Raw genomic sequence first — 18,245 nt, 5'->3', positions numbered from 1 at the left:
TCGGAAAAGCCCCTATTCCCCTGAGAGAAAGGCTAAACGGCTTCAAGTTTAAGTCTGGAATTCCGCTTTGAAGAGAACTTCTTATCCTTTCCACCTTCGTATGAGGTTCCTCCCCCAGAAACTTTAAAGTGAGGTGAAGGTTTTCCCCCTTGACCCACTTAACTCTTCTATCCAAACCCCTTAGCTCCTTGAGAAAGCCTTCCATTTCATTTCTTATATCAACCGGAATCTCTATACAAACAAACGATCTAATTATTTCCCTCTGAGCCAAACGGATCCACCTCCAGCAAGAATCTTCTTATAAGATCAAGAGCACGCTGCGTAGTCCTATACTTTATAACCTCACGAGTACCGCTAAACTGATTTCTCTCAATATGAGTATTAGCTTCCGAAGCAAGGGCAATATAAACCGTTCCAACGGGCTTCCCAGGTCTACCACCTGTGGGACCTGCTATGCCAGTTATACCAATGCCAATATCACTGTCACCCAAGGTTCTAACCCCTTCAGCCATTTTTTCCGCTACTTCAGCGCTCACAGCTCCTTTCTGCTCTATAAGCTTCATAGGAACGCCAAGCAATTTCGCCTTGGAAAGGTTGCTATAGCTCACCACACCACACTTAAAGTATTTTGAGCTTCCGGGGACATTAGTCAACCTATGTCCTAATAGTCCTCCACTGCATGATTCTGCGATCGATATCGTCGTTCCAGCTCGCCAGCATAGCTCAGCAACCACTTCCTCAAGGCTCTTCCCATCCTCTCCATACAGGAACTCTCCAAAAGCCTCCCTTATCAAGTCTGCAGCCCTCGAAACGTATTCCTCATTCCCTCTAAGATATATGGTAATGCTTCCCAAGGATGCACATATTCCCACCTTAACGCGATCACCGAGATCAAGGCTTTTGAGAATCCTGAAAGCCTGGGTCTCTCTTAATCCAATGATATGAAGTCTCTTTAGAAATATCTCTCTACCCCTCGAAAGTCTGGGTAAAAGATATCTGTTAAACATCCTCTCCGCCTCCCAGGGTACACCTGAGAGAGCAGCTATAACCTTACCGCCCCGCTCTATGAAAAAACCACACGCGGTTCCCAGCTCGTTAGGTATTATCTCGGCTCCCTCAGGAAAGAGAAGCTGTTTTTCGGCCTCTGGAGGAACATCTCTTCCAAGACGCTTAAAGAAATCATCTATCCACTTCCTCGCTTCCTCTCTAAGCTCAAGCTTCACACCCAATAAAGAAGCCACTGCCTCTCTTGTCAGATCATCATCCGTAGGACCCAACCCACCAGTTATTATTAACATATCGGCGTTATCAAGGGCTATCTTCATAATGTCTATAAGCTTTTCCCTGTCATCCTCAACGATAAATCTGGCAAACACATCTATTCCTACTTCTACGAGAGCACGAGAGATAAAACCCCCATTGCTCTCACTTATCTCCCCCAACAAAACCTCATCGCCTGTGGATAAAACAACCGCTCTCATCTTTGCAACCCCCAGAACCAGACTCCGAGAGATATAAGAACATTCGAAACTATACCAGCTATTACATCATCCATCATTATACCCCATCCCCCCGGCAGCTTTTCGAACGCTCTTACAGGAAAGGGCTTGACTATATCAAGAATTCTGAAGAAAAAAAAGCTCGGAAGTAACATTATATCGCTAAAACCATACATAGCCACGAAGTACCCCACAACCTCATCTATAACAACACAGGGAGGATCGTCATCTCTTAAGGCCTTTGAATAGACATGTGAAGCCCAAACGCCAATGAAAAACAACACCACTATAGGAAAGAAACCAAGGTCGATCTTCCACCTTATTATAAGAGCAACTGCCGTGGCAATAGTACCAGGCATTCTATTCTCAAATAGTTTTCCCAATCCACCAAAGGTTGCGAAGTAGTAAGCTAACTTCCCTATTCCATCGTGCCCCATAGATCATAATCACCCGCCCTCTGGATTTTCACATTAGCAAAGCTACCAGGTTGAGCGCCCCCGTTGAAATATACTATACCATCTATCTCAGGGGCATCCCTATAGCTTCTGCCCATTCCTGGGAATTCAACCAGAACTCGTAGCGTTTTTCCAACCAGAGATTCGTTTCGCCTACGCGATATAGCCTGTTGAAGTTTCATCAGCATGTCTCTTCTCCTTTTAGCAACTCTTAAAGGCACCGGCTTTAGCCTATAAGACTCGGTTCCTTCCTGCGGGGAATATATAAAGCTTCCTAACTTATCAAAACGGATATCCGAAATGAATGATAAAAGCTTCTCAAAAGCTTCTCTCCCTTCGCCTGGAAAGCCAAGCATCACAGTGGTTCTAAGGCATATTTCATCGCTTATAGCTCTTATCCCACCAAATAGTAAGTAGAGATCGCGATAGGTATACCTCCTTTTCATCAAGGAGAGAACACGATCATCAACATGCTGAATAGGTATATCGAGATATGAACAAACCTTCTCGAGGGAAAGCACCGTCTCTAACAGCTCCGCTGTAATTCGCGCAGGATTAAGATAAAGAACCCTGATCCAGAAATCTCCGTTTAATTCGCTCAGCTTCTTTAAAAGCAAAGAGAGAGAAGGAGAATAAAGAGTGCTATCCTGAGAGACGAGGATTAGCTCCTTCACACCGGTCTTTAAAATCCCCTCCGCTTCTTCAAGGATCATATCCAGTGGCTTACTTCTATAGGGCCCTCGTAGCTTCGGTATAACGCAATACGCACATCTATTATTACACCCCTCTGCTATCTTCAGATAAGAATAAAACGCTCTCTTTATAGGTATGCGCAATCCCTTTTCAACCCACGAGGTAGGAAGCTCTTTGAGGAAAACCTTTCTTCCGAGACCATTTTTTAAGCAATTTACAAGGAAAATCCCTACTTCGTGAGGGTATCCTGTCCCCGCAAAATAATCCACATCCTTAAAATACTCAAATAGTTTCCCCGTGTATCTCTGAAAGAGACAACCCACCACAGCTATGCGCTTTATAACGCCTTTCCTCTTAAGGAAAACCAACTTTGAAATCCAAGAAAGCGACTCTTCAATAGCAGAGTCTATAAAAGCACATGTATTCACGAGGGCAAGATCAGCTCCCTCAAGCTTAGAAGTTATTTCCATCCCCTCCTCAACTAATTTCCCAAGAATAAGTTCCGTATCGATTTCGTTCTTTGGGCAACCTAAGCTGACTACTGCTACCTTCAATCTATAAAACTACCTCTCTTCCTTTATAGGAAAAGTCATATCTACAACTCCACCCCTGCCAGAGGGAGGAGTGATCTCCTTTCCATTAAAATATATCTTCACTCCAGCAATATTCCCAAACCTTACCTTAATGCTATTCCGGGCTTTCCAGCTTTTCTCGTCTCCCTTCACAAGTGTCCCCTCATAAACCTTTTTTCCATCTGCTATAACCCTGATCCAACACCTTCCCACAGCTACAACTCTCAAGCTTAGCTCCTCTCTTTCAGGAGAAGTTAAAACCGGCTTTGTAGAAAGCGCAACAGGAGATGTAGCCAATCCTTTCTCCTCGAGAGAAGAAGCTTCCGTTTCAGAGGAAACGAGTGATAGAGCGGAGGTTTCTGCCGTTGCGAGCTTTTCAGGCACCATTTTCTCCTTCACCTCTGACGAAACCACAGACGCTGAAGAAGTCGCTGGTGTCCCAAGCTCACCTTTCACAAAACTTTTGGTTAGGAAGGTCAAATTACCCGTACGTGAAGTATATAGATAGAAAGCTCCTCCCGCAACAAGAAGCAAGAGTAATAAAACCAGAAGCCATGGTTTCTTGGGCTTGATACCCTTATCCACATCCGCATCATAGTGAGGAAGAGTTTCCACCGCCTCTTTCATTACTTCCTCCTCATACTCTCGCCTCCGCTGGGATTTATAAAGCCTTCTCATCTCTTCTGGATCAAGCCCCAAGGTCATCGATATATTTCTTATAAAACCTCCCGTATACACATCTCCAGGTAGAACATCAAAGTTTTCCTCCTCTATAGCCTTTATAAACTCCTTACTTATCTTAGTCATTTCCGAAAGCTGCTCCACGCTTATACCCTTCTTCTCCCGCTCTCTCCTTATTATCTCACCAACTCTCATTTCATTCTTCTTCCCAGGGTTATCTGACATCCACGCGATCCCCCCTTAACGCTCTTATCGCTCTAACGGGATCATCTGCATAAAATATCGACGCCCCACCTACCAAAACGGTAGCTCCTGCTTTCCTCAGTAGAGAAGCGTTTTCTACATTAACCCCTCCATCAACCACGATTTCAAAACTTAGACCCTCTTTATCTCTGTACTCTCTTAAAGTTTCAATCTTAGATATTATCCATGGTATAAAAGATTGACCGCTAAAACCGGGATCTACGCTCATCACAAGAACATAGTCTAATTCTGGAAGTATGAGCTTCGCCTCCTCCCATAAGGTAGCCGGATTAAAAGCTATTCCAGCTTTTTTCCCCTTGCCCTTTATGCTTCTTATTAGCCTCAAGGGGTGCTTCTCCGCTTCCCAGTGAAAGATTATTATGTCCCCCCCTTTTTCAGCAAATATACTCGCCCAGTGGGAAGGCTGATCAACCATAAGATGAACCTCGAGAAGGAATTCAGAGTGAAAGCGCTTTCTTATGTCAGAAGCGAGCTTGGGCCCAAACGATAAGTTAGGAACGAAATGGCCATCCATGATATCCAAGTGAAGTAGATCGACCTCGCTGGATATCTGAGAAAGCACCTCACCCAGTGATAAAAGATCTGCCGCCAAAATTGAAGGAGCAATTCTCACCTTTTCTTCCATGGATACCTATCCTCCGAATAAAATTTTCCATCAACCAGAACCCTTATTACATTATCACCAAAAGCCGGTAATCTCAAGCTTATAATCTCACCAGGCTTGCACTTCCTCCTAAAAACAAGATGCTCTCCCTTAACATCTATCTGTATTATCTCCACGAGTTTCTCCCTCTTACCTGGAGGCACCTTAAATGTAAAATCTATTAAGCGAGTTCCCTTTGGTATAATCATTCCTATCTTTTCCTTCTTCTCCTGAGGTGCGGTTGCTGAGGGAATCTCAGTTCCCGGGATGGAAGCAAGAGACGTTGCTCCACTCTGAGGAAGCTGGGACTGCGTTTCTGCCGTTGCTTGAGTAGATTCCTCACCTGGGGGCTGAGAAGCAGCAGCCGGTGAAGCCTTCCTCACTGTTATATCCACCTCGCTTCCAAGCGGAACCTCAGTATAAGGCCTGGGAGACTGAGCTATGATAACACCAGGTGTCCCGCTCTGCACCCTTTCAAAAACCTTACCTAACTTAAGCCCTGCATCTTGAAGAACCCTTTTTGCCTGTTTAACGCTCATGCCTATAAGATCAGGTGCGGAAACCTTATTCGTCACAGGACCAAGACTCACAAGCAAATCTATTTTACTACCCCTTCGAACCCTCCTATGAGGGGATACGGATTGTCCTAAAACCACATTATCAGCCGCAAGCAAGTAATTTATCTTCACAACATCTCCGAGAACGAGCCCCGCTTCTTTTATAAAGACCAAAACCTCGCTCAGCTTGTGTCCCACGAGATCGGGAACTTCTACCATATCTCCTTTTCCGCTTATGACAACTTCTATAACGCTTCCCTTTTTAACACTTAGCCCGGGTAAAGGCTTCTGAGAAACTATATAATTAGGAGGAAAAGTTGTGCTTGATTCTTCCCCAGTAACTTTAAGGTGAAGCCCTATGGAATTCAAAAGCTTAGTTGCAGAAGTTAGTTCCTTTCCAACTAATGGAGGGACTATAACCTTCGGAGCTCCTATACCAAGATAGACATAAAGAAACCCCGCAAGACCACCTATAAGCAGAAAAAGTAGAAACACTACCCTCTTCAACTTACCTCACCTCCTTCTAAGGAGGGCAAAAAATCCATCCTCTATATAATACCCATACTCGGTTATTCTATCTGAAAACCTATCAATGCCATCAATTGCCATAGATTCATATTCCGGATGAGCAGCTAGAAAATCCTTGACGATTCTCTCGTTCTCCGCAGGATGAAAAGTACATGTAGAATAAACAAGCCTCCCTCCTCGCCTTAGATAATCTGATGCGACGTTGAGCAATCGCTCCTGGAGAGAAACAAGCTCCATAAGGTTTTGACGATTTAATCTAAGTTTTATCTCTGGCTTTCCTCCAAGATCAGCAAGATTAGAGCATGGAACATCGAGCATAATCTTAGAAGCCCAATTTGAAAAACCCGGATTAGGGAGGGTTAAATCCATGGCGATAACTGCATCAGGAGAAAAGCCAAGTTTCCTAAGCAGTCTTTTAAGCTCTTTAAGCTTCCAGCAATAATAGTCAATGGAAATAAGAACTCCCTTTTTCTCAAGACGCTGAGCGATATCTGCCGATTTCACTCCCCTTCCCGCACATAGATCCAAAACCTTATCACCCTCTCCCGGTTCAAGAGCATCTACCGCAAGCATGGAGCATAACCCCTCCAGCCAGAAAAAGCCCTCCTTCCAACCAGGAAGTCGAGCGGGAAAAACGCCTTCCTTCAACAGAAAAGCCCCTGTAAGAAAACCTACCTTTTCAAACTCTACCCCACTATCGGCAAGAAGATAAGCGAACTTCTCCTCGCTAATTTTACTTAGATTAACCTTAATATAAAGCTTAGGTCTTCTATTTCCCCTCTCAAGGAGTCTGATGACGTATCTCTTATCTTGAAAGAATTCCAGCAGATCCTCAACGAGCCAGCGCGGGTACGAATATAGAGTAGCAATATCTCCCTCCTCAGGAGATATTCTATCCCTTAGATAAGATCTCAAAACAGCATTTACAAGCTTCGCCAAACCAGAGTGAAAAAGCTCCCTGGTCAGCTCCACAAGTCTATAACAAACGAAAGGCGCCTTCTCCGACGAATGAAATCTAAGCTGATAGAGCCCCAATAGTATTATCCATTTAACTCCGCCGGGAAGCTTTTTCCATCTTTTTTCCCCAATGATCCTTTCTGCTATCCACGAAAGCAAATAGAAATAGCGTACTACTCCATAAGAAACCTCCGCAACGAAAGCAACAGCCTTTCGCGGAATTCTCCCTTCATCAACCCAAGTTCTTATAAGGGGTTCTATCCAGCTCCCCTTTTCTACTCTCCTTAAAACATCAAGTGAATACCTTTCCCAAATCTTTTCTCTCAATGGTCCTCACGAAAAGGTCTGTAGGAATATAAAAGAAAGGCAGACCCCACGTTCGCAAATCGGGTCCTTTGTACTCCACACCAACTATTTCCATGTCGTCTACCTCTGGTAGTGTCGTAAACCTAAGCTGAACCCATGGGCTCAAGAGAGGGCCTATAAGATAGGAAACGAGAAGCGCTATTATGACGTTCAAGATGGTAAAGTACCCGGTTAAGAAAAGAAGTGCGAGAAAGGAAACTGCCCCCACAAAGTTTATAATGGCTATGGTGGTACCACATCTCTTATGCACCGCTAATCTTTTCTCTCCATTTCTCAGGCGAAAGAGAGCTACACGTGCCGCTTCCTCAAGAAGAACCGGGTCTACCAAGCCCTTTATATAAAAGCCTTCTTTCCTGGCAAGTCCTGCGAGATTGCTGGGACCAAACTTCTCCTCTATAACATTAATAGTAGCATGTTCGAGAGCGTGATTTTTCCTAAGTTTCTTATTCGTTGCTATTCTCCATATTTCAACAGGTACCGTTAATATCGTATAAAGTGAGTATAGCGTAAAACCAAAGGGTAAAAGAAATACGAGTATGACGAAAAAGAAAAGAAGGGGGAGAAGCATCCAAGGTGCTAAAAACAGAAACAGTAAGAATAAAATCAGTAAAGGCAACCTTTAATCCCTCTCCCCCCTCAGAATAAGCAACCTTATAAGCTGAAGCGCTGCCATAGCAGTAGCAGCAACATAGGTTAACGCAGCAGCTCCAAGAACCTCCTCAACTGCCTTTTTCTCTCTATTTGAAACAAATCCCCCCGTGTAAAGAACCCTTATAGCCCTCGAGCTTGCATCGAATTCAACCGGAAGAGTTATAAGCTGGAAAACAACGGCAGCGGAAAACGCAACTATGCCTATATCCATAAGACTTGGAATACCAAAGAGAAATCCCAAGAAGAAGAAAGGTATAGCAAGTTGAGACCCTATATTTGCCACTGGAACTATGGCGTTTCTTATCGAAAGGGGAAGATAACCTGTAGCGTGTTGAAGTGCATGACCGGCTTCATGAGCAGCTATACCTATAGCAGCTATTGATGGGTTATTGTAAACCGCTGACGACAATCTTAAAACCTTAGCCCGAGGATCATAGTGATCCGTAAGCTCTCCGGGTATCATCTCTATAGCCACATGTCCCAAACCGTTTCTATCTAAGATCTCACGAGCTACCATCCATGCTGGTTTTCTTACGGCAGCTGGAACGGCAGCATATTTTCTATAGGTGGATTGGACCTTCGCTTGAGCGTAAACAGCCAAGAGAAGTGCAGGAATTAATAGCAGGAAAGTCCAATCCCAGAAGAAAAACATTGCTTATCTCACCTCCCTTACTTCCGCTCCTCTTCCCATATCAAAGGCTCTCAAATTTAAATCTTTGTATTTTGTGGGAACCATCTTCCCCACAACGTTCTTTATCTCCTCTGGAGGAAATTTATCTCTCAGAAGCGATGTTAACTTCCCCAGCATAACTACATTTAGAGTCATAGGAGCGTTAAGCTCTCCAAGAGCTATCTTATACCCATCCACTATATATATCCTAAGCTCTCTTCCTTCTATGAGATCCTTTAAAACGGGATGCTCTATTCGCGAGCCTATATCGCTATTTAAAAGAGCTATCCCTCTTTTAGCAAGAAAAGGGAGGTTTCTCAACCCCTCATGCCAATCGAATGAAATTAAAAGATCCGCTTCACCTTGAGCGACTAAGGGGCTTTTATAATCCCCCACCTTGAGGTGAGAAACCACACTACCCCCTCGCTGTGCCATACCATGTACCTCAGAACCTATAACGTTAAAGCCCTTTGATAGGGCATATTCAGCTATAACACGTGTTGCTAAAAGTATTCCCTGGCCACCTATACCGGAAAATACTATCTGCATGACTCATTCCTCCTTTATAGCCTTTACCGGACATACCTGAACACAAACCCCACAATTTATGCAAAATCTGGGGTCTATCATGGCCTTATTTTTATCCTCGTCAAATATCAATCCTGGGCAAACGAACTCATCTATACAATATCTACAACCCGTACACTTAGATTCATCAACGTAGATCTTTTTATCATATTTCTTTCTCTCAAGGAGCTTACACGGGTGCTTAGCTATAACCACCGCTACCTTTTTCTCCCGCTTTACATATTCCCCTGCCTCCTTAAGCACAGATATGGTTCGGGGGATATCATAGGGATCAACCACCTCAACGAAGTCCACACCACATCCTTTAATGAGCTTAACCATGTCAACTTTTTCTCCCTCTTTCATGAGATTAACGCCAAACTCCGGGGTAGGTTGCCCACCAGTCATAGCTGTAATATGATTATCCAAGACAAATAGTATAAACCTGCGCTTATTATAAACAGCATCTATAAGGCCTGGCACCCCCATATGATAGAAAGTGGAATCCCCTATCGTGGAAATGACAGGAACATCATCCCCCAACGCTACATTAAAGCCCGAACCCATGGTCACGGCACCGCCCATGCAGATAACGCTATCAACCGCTTTTTGATTCACACCAAGGGTATAGCATCCTATATCACTGGGGTAAATTCCCTTCGGAAAAGCTCTCCTTAGGGCAAAGAAAGAAGCTCTATGGGGACAACCCGGGCATAAAACGGGCTTTCTCACCTTTACGCCAAGTTCAGATAGAGCCTCACTATATCCCTGGGGCTCTCCCTCAAAGCTGAGCGGGAAATGCTTAGACAAAACATCCCTTATAACCTCAGGTGTCAGCTCTCCCGCTCCAGGAACATACCCACTCAGTTTTCCTAAGACCCTTCTTCTCTCCTCTACTTGAAGCTCTATAACAGGATAGGTTTCCTCAAATATCAAAACTTTATCACAAAGTGATAAAAACTCATTCAACGCTCTCTCATCGATAGGAAACGCTCTACCTACCTTAAGAAGCGGAGCATTTATAGAGTACCCTTCAAGTATATCTTTAACTATTGCATAGCTAACGCCACTTGCTATTATACCCAAGGAGCTTTCCCCCGAGTTCTCTATAACCGTAAAAGGATCTCGTTCCCCACCTATCTGTCTCAGCTTATCATTTAACCTCTTATGATGCTCCCTTCTTATAGCAGGTAAACATACCCATCTTTTTACATCCTTAACGAATTCTCCTTTCTTAGGAGCGAATGAAAGCTCTTCCAGTGGAACGTTTTGCCTTGCGTGGCATACCCTTAATCCAGGTCTAATCATTACCATAATCCTATGTCTCTCCGAAAATTCATACGCAAACTTGACCATCTCCTTGGCCTCACGGGGCGAAGATGGATCAAAAACGGGAACCTTAGCCATCATAGCAGCAAACCTGCTATCCTGCTCCGTCTGAGAACTGTGAGGGCCGGGATCATCAGCTGAAACTATTATAAAGCCCGCGGCTGGTTCCGTATAAGCCACACTCATAAACGGATCAAACGCTACATTAAGCCCCACTTGCTTCATCGCTACCGCAGATCTTTTACCAGCAAAGGACGCAGTAGCAGCTATTTCGAATGCCACTTTCTCATTAACGCACCATTCCACGGTAGCATCTATTCCTTCTTCCTTATAAAATCTCGCCACAGCTGGAAGTATCTCAGATGAAGGCGTACCAGGATAGGAAGTCACAACCTCAGCGCTGCTCTCGACTATTCCCCTCGCTATCGCTTCATTTCCAAGAAGTATCTTCTCCACCTACTTATTTACCTCCTTTCCAAAGAGAGATATAAAACTTTTCGGAACTTTAATCATCCTACCATTTCTATCCACAAAGCAGTGTTTAGTTTTCCCAAGGGCTATCAGCTTACCACCTCTTTCAACCCTATAAGAGAACGAAACCGAATAATCCGTTATTTCCTCAAGCTTTGCTCTGAGCGTCAAAAGATCATCATAAAAAGCTGGGGATTTATAACGGCACCAGCTTTCAACTGCAGGCATGAAAAACCCCATTTTTTCAAGCTCAGCATAGGGAAGTCCCGCTCTCCTACACAGCTCGGTTCTGCCGACCTCAAACCAATCCAGATATCTCGCATAGTAAACAACACCCATTTTGTCGGTCTCTCCATATCTAACTCTCAAGCTTATCTCTATTTCCAACGGTATCTACCTCCTTAGCCTAAAAAGAAACCGTGGCCGTGCACCTATCGTCGATTTCCTCCCCCAGGACGTTTCTCGGGCCTCCAGCTCCAGCCAAGCACCCCCGTGGCACCCAGAGAATACCGCTTACCGTTGCTCCCTTCCGGGCCTGGCGGGGTTCACGGCTCTCTGCCGCACGGGACCCAGCCTTCATCGCCTTCAACCTGAGACAGCTCCCATGAGAGGAAACCTCTGATAGGAATTCAACCCCGCTATAGCGGATTGCGGGTTCAGGGCACCGCTACCTCCCCGTCTAGCACGACCACGGCTTTTTCCTAAACTAAATGGCGGAGAGGGAGGGATTTGAACCCCCGGGGCGGGATCAACCGCCCACTCGCTCTCCAGGCGAGCGCCTTCGACCGCTCAGCCACCTCTCCGCTCTTATTCCTACATGGCGGAGAGAGCGAGATTCGAACTCGCGAGGCGGGATCAACCGCCTGCTCGATTTCGAATCGAGCGCCTTCGACCCCTCGGCCATCTCTCCGCCTACTTATTCCTTTTTCTGGAGAAAAAAGCCCTTAAAAGCTCCCTGCTTTCCTCCGCCAGAATCCCTCCTTTTACCTCAACGGAGTGATTCAGGCTCTCATGTTGAAGTATATTCATAACGCTTCCTGCAGCTCCAGAACGAGGATCCGCCAATCCATATACCAGACGCTTTATCCTCGCCTGAACCATCGCACCCGCACACATTGGACAAGGTTCAAGCGTAACATAAATAACAAGGTCAACCAAACGCCAGCTTCTTAGCCTTAAAGCAGCTTCCCTTATCACAAAAAGCTCAGCATGCGCTAAGGGATCCTGCAACTGCTCTCGCCTATTGTGAGCTCTGGCTACAATCTCATCTCCTATAACTCCAACCGCTCCTACTGGAACCTCATCCTCATCTGCCGCTTTTCTCGCTTCCTCAAGCGCAATTCTCATAAAGTACTCGTCTATATTTAAGACATCCATTTTCCTAAATTAAGTGGCGCGCCCGAGAGGACTTGAACCCCCAACCAGTGGATCCGTAGTCCACCGCTCTATCCAGTTGAGCTACGGGCGCGCATCCTAATGGCGGTGAGGGAGGGATTCGAACCCTCGAGAGGAGTTACCTCTACTCGCTTAGCAGGCGAGCGCCTTCGACCTACTCGGCCACCTCACCGCCTATTCTCGTAAAGATTTTAGCAATCTATTTATTAATTGTCAAGGAGTTATAAGCTTAAGGAATACTGGCTTGTTGCCCTTCCACTGAATAAGGAAAGCGGGCTTTGTCGGATTACCAGCTTCAGGATCTATTGTGATCTTACCGGTCACACCTTCGAGATCTTTCGTATGTCTTATATAATAGTTAATGTTATCCCTCGTCAGCTCTTTCCCATCCTTAAGACAGTTCTTTATAGCGTTATATACTATCAGATAGGCATCATAGGCAACCGCAGCTGCAGCATAAGGTTCCTTATTATATTTGCTTCTGAACTGCTCAACGAACTTCTCCGCTATTCCCGTCTTAGCGCCATCTGGATGGAAGTGATCATAGAAATACATTCCATCAACAGCCCCACCGGACATCTCCCAGAGAGATGGAGATCCTCCAGTATCTCCCATCATCCTGATACCCTTAAAGCCCTTCTCCTTGAGAAGAGCCAAGCTCATTGCAGCTTCTCTCGAATAAACGGTCATCACAACGGCCTCAGGCTTGCTCTTAACGATCTCATCTATAACCTTAGCTACGTCAGGAGGTGAGGCGCCCGTCTCAGTGGAGTAAATCTTCGCGGTCCCTCCCAGAGCCTCTATTTCCTTCTTAGCAAACTCGGCAAGACCTGTGGAATAAGGCTGTTTCGTGTCTTGGAGGATAGCTATCTTTTTAACACCCTTATCCTTAACCAGGAAGGTCGCTATAATCTTTCCACCGAAGGTGTCTATGAAAGCAACTCTCGAAACGTATTTTCTCCCTTCAGTTACCTTTGGATTGGTTGCCCACGTGCAGACCATCGGCACCTTAAGCTCCTCAGCCACTGGTGCTGCCCCGAGAGCAAGGCCACTCCAAGGCCATCCTATGAGCGCCAAAACCCTCTGAGGCAAGCTTTTATCACACGCTTTTATACCCTAAGGCCAAAGGTGTTGCCTAATCAAGAGATGTGTGTGATAATTTTTAATGTGATTTTTTTCCTGGAAGGAGTGATACTGTAGGAGTGAAAATCCTCGTAGTAGATGACAGCAAGCTGATACGAGCCCTGCTTAGAAATATCTTGGAAAGAGAGCTAAGATCTCAGATAGAGGAAGCCTCAAGCGGAAGCGAGGCTGTGCAGAAGACGGCTGAAGCTGAGTACGATTTGGTTATACTCGACATGTTTCTACCAGACACCATAGGTGTAAACATTATCAAGCAGATAATAAAGCTCGAGAGGGGATGGCTTCCGGTAATAATAATCACATCTGCAACAGATAAGAGGTATCTAAAGGAAGCCCTCGAGAAGGGAGCCATAGACTATATAAGAAAACCTTTCGATGAGGTAGAGCTCACTGCTCGTGTAAAGGCTGCTTTGAGAACAAAAAAGCTATATGATAGATTGAGAGAAATGAACCAAAAGTTATTGGAAATGTCCATAACGGATGAACTAACGAAGCTATATAATAGGAGACACGCCATGACGAGCTTAGAAATGGAGTTTAAAAAAAGCAAAAGATATAAAACCCCTATGTCTGTGATAATCTCGGACCTCGACCACTTTAAAAGCATCAATGATGCTTATGGACATTTAGCAGGAGATGAGGTTCTTAAAAAAGCTGCAAGCCTTATAAGAGAGAACATTAGAGAAGCGGACATCGCAGGAAGATATGGCGGTGAGGAATTTATGATCATCTTGCCAAATACGAGCTTAGATGGGGCGATAACCACGGCGGAAAGGCTACGCAGTAAAATAAGCCAAAGTCAGATTCTAGTACCAGGGAATGGAAAGGTTATCACTATAACCATGAGCTTTGGAATTTGCTCTTATCCTGAGGAAACCATAAGGGATAAAGAAGATATGATAAAATTAGCTGATGAAGCGCTCTACATTTCGAAGAAGAAAGGCAGGAATAAAACGACGTTTTATAGCCGAGGAGTTTTCTTATCCATACCAACAGAGGGAGGTAAAAAATGAAACTTAAGGAGAAGGATCTGGTTCTATTACTTTCGGAATCGGGAGCATCCTTTTTAACGAGGTTGAGTAAGAGAAAGTTCTCAACCCACCTTGGAGAAATAAACTTAAGTGATGCTCTAAATAAGGAATATGGCGATTTTATCAAGACACACAAGGGAGAAAAGTTCTTTTTGATAAAACCTCCCATCGGAGAGTTCACAAGAAGAATAAAACGTCAAACTCAGATAATCTTTCCAAAAGAAGCGGGATATATACTTATGTACCTTGACATATTCCCCGGAGCCAGAGTTATAGAGTGCGGATCTGGTAGCGGTTCACTGACAACGATATTAGCCCATTTCGTTGGAGAAAACGGAAAGGTTTTCTCATATGAAAGAAGAAGGTCATTCGCTAACCTTGCCGAGGAAAACCTTAGAAAATGGGGGGTAATAGATAGGGTGGAAATAAAGATCAGAGACATAGAAGAGGGATTCGATGAGGAAGGAGTAGATGCGATATTCCTTGATCTGCCGAATCCTTGGGACTATCTAAGGCACGTCAGAAAAGCTCTACTTCCGGGAAGACACTTTGGAGCCATCTGCCCAACTTATAATCAGCTGGAAAAGCTAACGGAAGCTCTGAAAGATAACGGATTCACCTGGATAAGATCCTTAGAGCTGCTTAAGCGTGATATTCGCCCCTTCCCTGGAAGAATAAGACCAGAAGACAACATGATAGCCCATACCGGCTTTTTAATCTTTGCTACGCTTGTTAAGCGAGATGAAAAGGAAATCTAAAGTATTGCTTCATATATGTTGTGCCCCAGATGCTACATATCCATTCTTAGAGCTATCAAAGGAGTTCGAAACCATTATAGGATACTTCTATGGATCCAATATTCATCCAATAGAGGAGTATGAAAGGAGAAAAGAAGCACTCGTTAAGCTCTCCAGGGAGTGGAAATTCACAGTGATATTTGAGAGGTATGACCCGGAAAGCTGGGTCAAAGAAATGAAAGGCCTTGAGAAAGAACCCGAAGGTGGTAAAAGATGTGAAAAATGCTTTCGTCTACAGCTTGAGAGAACCGCTTTAAAAGCCAAAGAGCTTGGAATAGAAGCCTTCACAACGACACTAACGATAAGCCCCCATAAAGATGTAGTGCTGATAAACTCATTGGGAAAAGAGATAGCCGAGAAAACCGGTTTAAAATTTATCGAAAGAATTTTCAGGAAAAAGAATGGTTTTAAAAAGAGTGTTGAGCTCAGCAAAAAATCAAATCTATACAGGCAAAACTATTGCGGTTGCATATTTAGTATTAGAAAGGAGGAAGGAAGTAATGGAACTGGGTAAGCTTCCCCCTCATATGATGGAAAAGCTCGTTTTCCCCTACCTTGGAGCACCTAATCCCCGCGTAGAGCTTGGTCCAGCGGTGGGAGAAGACGCCGCTGTTATCAACGTTGAAGGGAAAAAATACCTCGTAGTATCATCGGACCCTATAGTTGGAGCCGACGAGGAACCAGGGTTTTACCTCGTCCATATAAACGCTAATGACGTTGCATCAAAGGGAGCAGATCCATCCTTTTTCACCACTACTATAATAGTTCCGGAAAGCTGGGAAGAGGAAGATCTTGAAACTCTCATGAAGGAGATAGACAGAGAGTGCAGGAAAATAGGAGCCAGTCTCGTTGGAGGACACACAGAAATAACAAGGAAATTCAAACATCTTATACTCTCCGGAACGATGTTTGGCTTCGCAGATAGGGTGCTATCCGCCAAGAATATAAAACCAGGGGATAAGATAATACTAACCAAGGGAGCAGGAATAGAAGGAACTTCTATACTCGCACGAGCGAAAAGAAGCTTTCTTGAAAAAAGGCTATCGCAACAAGAGATTGAGAAAGCTATTTCCTTAAAGGAAGAGATATCCGTAGTAAAAGAGGCAAAAATCCTAAGAAAGTGGGCTATATTTATGCACGATCCAACGGAAGGAGGAGTCTTGGGAGGATTAAACGAACTCCAGATAAGAAGCGGGTTAAGCATAGAAGCTCATCTTAATGAAATTCCCATTCCCGAAATAGTAAAAAAGGTGTGCGACGCACTTAATATAGATCCTTTGAAGCTAATTGGATCGGGAGCCCTTTTAGCGGTCATTCCGGAATCCGATGTAGAAATAGCCATATCTTCCCTAAACGCCCGCGGTATAGAAGCTAAGATCGTAGGAACCTTCGTAGAAGGAGAGGGGAACCTACCTTATTCAGAGGGAGACGAACTTTGGAAAATCCTAAGCTGGTGAGCTAAAATACTTCTATTATCCAGCCTAACCTCTATAATCTCGACATCCTTCCTTGCTCTGATTCTTTTTACTACAGGATGGTTTATCCTCCCCATCGTGGCTACGACTCTCAAGGAATCAAGCGCTTTTAATAGAGCTTTCTCAAATCTCCTTGAGAAAAGCTCCATCTTACCTATTTCATCTATGACTATAATTGAAGCTCCCTCAGAGAGGCCTTTCTCTATCTCCCCAACGCCAATTTTCTCAAAATCACTTAGGTTAACACCATATTTTCCAACCCTATAAGGGGAAGAAAGCGATTCATGCGCGAGAACACATTCCCTTCCGGAGAGAGTTATAAGCTTAAATCCCCGCCTTCTTCCCCCTTCCCTTATTTCTTCGGTGAAAAAACCACGGGCATCTGAAACCCCTTCCATAAGCTTCTTAAGAAGGGTAGTTTTACCAACGCCCGGAGGACCAGTTAATATAAGATGCTTTCTCATCCTCTTGAGAGTTTCCTCGCAAGGGAAACAAGGTCTGAAAAGAGGGCATATCCAGCTTCTCTGCCACCAGCTCCCCTACCCACTATGGTAATCTCTCCCACAGTATCGGTTGAAAATGTAACCGCATTTAGCGTTCCCAAAATGTTAGCCAGAGGATCAGTTAAAGGAACCTTCTCAGGAGAAACCTTAACCCGAACGCTTCCGCCATCTCTATATCCTTTAGCTATAAGCTTATATCTCGCTCCCTCTCTTAGAGCTCCTTTGATATCCTCAACCTTAAGCGATGTTATACCCTCACACTCTATCTCATCGAGTTTCAGGTTAGCTCCCATAAAGACGTTAGCCATTATAAGCGCTTTGGCTGCCGCATCCCATCCCTCAACATCCATTGTTGGATCCGCTTCAGCATAACCAAGTCTCTGAGCTTCTTTAAGAGCTTCCTCAAAACTGAGCCCATCCTCCATTTTCGTCAAGATGTAATTGGTAGTCCCATTAAGTATCCCTCTAAAGGAAACTATCTCACTACCAGGCAAGCACTCCCTAATCAGATTAAATACTGGAGTACCTGAAAGGACAACCCCTTCAAACCTTATCTCGACACCGTTAGCCTCAGCAAGTCTGAGAAGCTCTCCCAGGCGCAGAAGGATAGGCCCCTTATTGGTGGTTATAACGTGCTTTTGGGCCTCGAGAGCTTCCCTCATGTGGGTAAAAGCAGGCTCCCCCGTTTTAAGCTCGGTCCATGTAGCCTCAAGAACCACATTGGCATTGGTTTTAGTTATGGTAGATACAGGGTCGAGATCTTTTATTCCCCCAGGATAAGATGATATTTCGGACTTAGATGCAAGTTCAAGAACCTTAACCACATTTAGTCCCTCAGGGTCGTAAACAGAGCCCCTAAGCTTATCACAAACTGCTACAACATTGATCCTCAATCCCTCTTTCTCAAGCTCGCTCTTTTTCTCAACCAATAGACTTAAAAAACCTTGACCAACGTTCCCACAGCCTATTAAAGCAACGTTAATTCCCACGAGAAAATC

The 18,245-nt window shown here is 44.5% G+C and carries 21 protein-coding genes, 4 tRNA genes and 1 other RNA gene; 4 read left to right on the top strand and 22 right to left on the bottom strand.

Going from position 1 to position 18,245, the window contains the following annotated elements; translation table 11 throughout:
* The 20 genes from J7M13_05595 to J7M13_05500 form a co-directional block, all read right to left on the bottom strand.
* A partial coding sequence (locus J7M13_05595) for an RNA 2',3'-cyclic phosphodiesterase (GenBank protein ID MCD6363452.1) occupies positions 1-271 on the bottom strand: 271 nt, incomplete at its 3' end.
* Positions 249-1,481 carry a competence/damage-inducible protein A gene (locus J7M13_05590; protein MCD6363451.1) on the bottom strand — a complete coding sequence of 411 codons (1,233 nt, stop codon included), beginning with the start codon at positions 1,479-1,481 and terminating at the stop codon, positions 249-251. The genes J7M13_05590 and J7M13_05595, both read right to left, overlap by 23 nt.
* Positions 1,478-1,936, bottom strand: coding sequence for a phosphatidylglycerophosphatase A (locus J7M13_05585; GenBank protein ID MCD6363450.1), 459 nt, complete (start codon positions 1,934-1,936; stop codon positions 1,478-1,480). The genes J7M13_05590 and J7M13_05585 overlap by 4 nt, the downstream gene beginning before the upstream one ends.
* Complete coding sequence (gene rimO, locus J7M13_05580; protein ID MCD6363449.1) at positions 1,918-3,201, bottom strand: 30S ribosomal protein S12 methylthiotransferase RimO; 1,284 nt, start codon at positions 3,199-3,201, stop codon at positions 1,918-1,920. The genes J7M13_05585 and rimO overlap by 19 nt, the downstream gene beginning before the upstream one ends.
* A gap of 9 nt (positions 3,202-3,210) precedes the next feature.
* On the bottom strand, positions 3,211-4,125 hold the full coding sequence (locus J7M13_05575; GenBank protein MCD6363448.1) for a helix-turn-helix domain-containing protein: 915 nt from the start codon (positions 4,123-4,125) through the stop codon (positions 3,211-3,213).
* Positions 4,115-4,789 (bottom strand): ribulose-phosphate 3-epimerase, encoded by a 675-nt coding sequence (rpe, locus tag J7M13_05570; GenBank protein ID MCD6363447.1) that lies wholly within the window; start codon positions 4,787-4,789, stop codon positions 4,115-4,117. The genes J7M13_05575 and rpe overlap by 11 nt, the downstream gene beginning before the upstream one ends.
* The gene (locus J7M13_05565) at positions 4,774-5,871 is read right to left on the bottom strand and encodes a PASTA domain-containing protein (GenBank protein ID MCD6363446.1); all 1,098 of its coding nucleotides are present in this window, start codon (positions 5,869-5,871) and stop codon (positions 4,774-4,776) included. The genes rpe and J7M13_05565 overlap by 16 nt, the downstream gene beginning before the upstream one ends.
* 6 nt (positions 5,872-5,877) lie before the next feature.
* Positions 5,878-7,176 carry a hypothetical protein gene (locus J7M13_05560; protein MCD6363445.1) on the bottom strand — a complete coding sequence of 433 codons (1,299 nt, stop codon included), beginning with the start codon at positions 7,174-7,176 and terminating at the stop codon, positions 5,878-5,880.
* Positions 7,142-7,831, bottom strand: coding sequence for a hypothetical protein (locus J7M13_05555; protein MCD6363444.1), 690 nt, complete (start codon positions 7,829-7,831; stop codon positions 7,142-7,144). The genes J7M13_05560 and J7M13_05555 overlap by 35 nt, the downstream gene beginning before the upstream one ends.
* Before the next feature lie 3 nt (positions 7,832-7,834).
* Positions 7,835-8,518, bottom strand: a complete 684-nt coding sequence (locus J7M13_05550) for a zinc metallopeptidase (protein ID MCD6363443.1) — start codon at positions 8,516-8,518, stop codon at positions 7,835-7,837.
* Positions 8,519-8,521: 3 nt separating this feature from the next.
* Positions 8,522-9,085 (bottom strand): indolepyruvate oxidoreductase subunit beta, encoded by a 564-nt coding sequence (locus J7M13_05545; GenBank protein MCD6363442.1) that lies wholly within the window; start codon positions 9,083-9,085, stop codon positions 8,522-8,524.
* A gap of 3 nt (positions 9,086-9,088) precedes the next feature.
* On the bottom strand, positions 9,089-10,888 hold the full coding sequence (gene iorA / locus J7M13_05540) for an indolepyruvate ferredoxin oxidoreductase subunit alpha (protein ID MCD6363441.1): 1,800 nt from the start codon (positions 10,886-10,888) through the stop codon (positions 9,089-9,091).
* Entirely contained in the window at positions 10,889-11,296 is a 408-nt protein-coding gene (locus J7M13_05535) for an acyl-CoA thioesterase (GenBank protein ID MCD6363440.1), read from the bottom strand. It abuts the gene before it with no gap.
* 30 nt (positions 11,297-11,326) lie between these two features.
* Positions 11,327-11,591, bottom strand: an RNA gene (gene ffs, locus J7M13_05530) — signal recognition particle sRNA large type.
* A 23-nt stretch (positions 11,592-11,614) separates the two neighbouring features.
* Positions 11,615-11,706 (bottom strand) — tRNA-Ser (locus tag J7M13_05525).
* 15 nt (positions 11,707-11,721) lie between these two features.
* Positions 11,722-11,813, bottom strand: a tRNA-Ser gene (locus J7M13_05520).
* 2 nt (positions 11,814-11,815) lie between these two features.
* A complete protein-coding gene (gene tadA / locus J7M13_05515) occupies positions 11,816-12,280 on the bottom strand; it encodes a tRNA adenosine(34) deaminase TadA (protein MCD6363439.1) in 465 nt (154 codons plus the stop codon).
* A 14-nt stretch (positions 12,281-12,294) separates the two neighbouring features.
* A tRNA-Arg gene (locus J7M13_05510) sits at positions 12,295-12,371 on the bottom strand.
* Between the two features lie 9 nt (positions 12,372-12,380).
* A tRNA-Ser gene (locus tag J7M13_05505) sits at positions 12,381-12,470 on the bottom strand.
* A 41-nt stretch (positions 12,471-12,511) separates the two neighbouring features.
* Positions 12,512-13,375 (bottom strand): ABC transporter substrate-binding protein, encoded by an 864-nt coding sequence (locus J7M13_05500; GenBank protein MCD6363438.1) that lies wholly within the window; start codon positions 13,373-13,375, stop codon positions 12,512-12,514.
* 125 nt (positions 13,376-13,500) lie between these two features.
* Here J7M13_05500 and J7M13_05495 point away from each other — a divergent pair, with 125 nt between their 5' ends.
* The 4 genes from J7M13_05495 to J7M13_05480 are packed head-to-tail and all read left to right on the top strand — an operon-like array spanning position 13,501 to position 16,726.
* Positions 13,501-14,454 carry a diguanylate cyclase gene (locus J7M13_05495; GenBank protein ID MCD6363437.1) on the top strand — a complete coding sequence of 318 codons (954 nt, stop codon included), beginning with the start codon at positions 13,501-13,503 and terminating at the stop codon, positions 14,452-14,454.
* The gene (locus J7M13_05490; protein ID MCD6363436.1) at positions 14,451-15,230 is read left to right on the top strand and encodes a tRNA (adenine-N1)-methyltransferase; all 780 of its coding nucleotides are present in this window, start codon (positions 14,451-14,453) and stop codon (positions 15,228-15,230) included. Before J7M13_05495 ends, J7M13_05490 begins: the two co-directional genes overlap by 4 nt.
* Positions 15,214-15,783: an epoxyqueuosine reductase QueH gene (locus tag J7M13_05485; protein ID MCD6363435.1), complete on the top strand. Its 570-nt coding sequence runs from the start codon at positions 15,214-15,216 to the stop codon at positions 15,781-15,783. The genes J7M13_05490 and J7M13_05485 overlap by 17 nt, the downstream gene beginning before the upstream one ends.
* Complete coding sequence (locus J7M13_05480) at positions 15,770-16,726, top strand: AIR synthase family protein (protein ID MCD6363434.1); 957 nt, start codon at positions 15,770-15,772, stop codon at positions 16,724-16,726. Before J7M13_05485 ends, J7M13_05480 begins: the two co-directional genes overlap by 14 nt.
* On the opposite strand, the gene J7M13_05475 is transcribed toward J7M13_05480, so the two are convergent.
* On the bottom strand, positions 16,684-17,208 hold the full coding sequence (locus J7M13_05475; protein ID MCD6363433.1) for an NTPase: 525 nt from the start codon (positions 17,206-17,208) through the stop codon (positions 16,684-16,686). The two genes, J7M13_05480 and J7M13_05475, sit on opposite strands and share 43 nt — an antisense overlap.
* Complete coding sequence (locus J7M13_05470; protein MCD6363432.1) at positions 17,205-18,230, bottom strand: homoserine dehydrogenase; 1,026 nt, start codon at positions 18,228-18,230, stop codon at positions 17,205-17,207. Before J7M13_05470 ends, J7M13_05475 begins: the two co-directional genes overlap by 4 nt.
* Positions 18,231-18,245: the final 15 nt, after the last annotated feature.

The sequence above is a fragment of the Synergistota bacterium genome, assembly GCA_021159885.1.
Lineage (GTDB): Bacteria > Synergistota > GBS-1 > GBS-1 > GBS-1 > AUK310.
Note: the sequence above shows the minus strand (reverse complement) of the source record. Positions and strands in the feature narration are given on the sequence as shown.